This window comes from Shewanella sp. S1-49-MNA-CIBAN-0167 (assembly GCF_040310145.1).
Taxonomy (GTDB): domain Bacteria; phylum Pseudomonadota; class Gammaproteobacteria; order Enterobacterales; family Shewanellaceae; genus Shewanella; species Shewanella psychromarinicola.
Map to the genome: position 1 here is coordinate 1 of NZ_JBEOPO010000124.1, position 418 is coordinate 418.

The 418-nt window shown below is 42.6% G+C and carries 1 protein-coding gene; it reads right to left on the reverse strand.

What is annotated here, in order from left to right; genetic code table 11:
* Positions 1-45 precede the first annotated feature (45 nt).
* Positions 46-418 (reverse strand): HD-GYP domain-containing protein (locus AAEZ00_RS20655; protein ID WP_351089747.1); only part of this gene is annotated, 373 nt, incomplete at its 5' end.

Sequence of the window (418 nt, forward strand, 5' to 3'; positions counted from 1 at the left end):
GTCCCCAGGACTGGCATTGTTGTTTATACGTCTCTATCAATAACGTTAATCCTCTTCGAGTAAAGATGCTTTTGACAACACAGAAAATTGTTCACTAATGACCATAAAGCTATCGACCAATTTAGGGTCAAAGTGTTTGCCTTTTCCTTCAAGAATCAACGCCATCGCTTCTTCATGACTAAAAGGCCTTTTGTAACATCGTGGTGAGGTTAATGCATCGTACACATCGACTAAGGCTACAATTCTGGCTGACAACGGGATAGATTCGCCTGCTAACCCATTAGGATAACCACTGCCATCCCACTTTTCATGATGGGCGCCGGCAATGTCACGTCCCATTCTTATAAATGTACACTGAGGGGCATACGCTAATAAACTGTTAAGCACTTTTTCTCCAATCACTGGATGAGCCTTAATC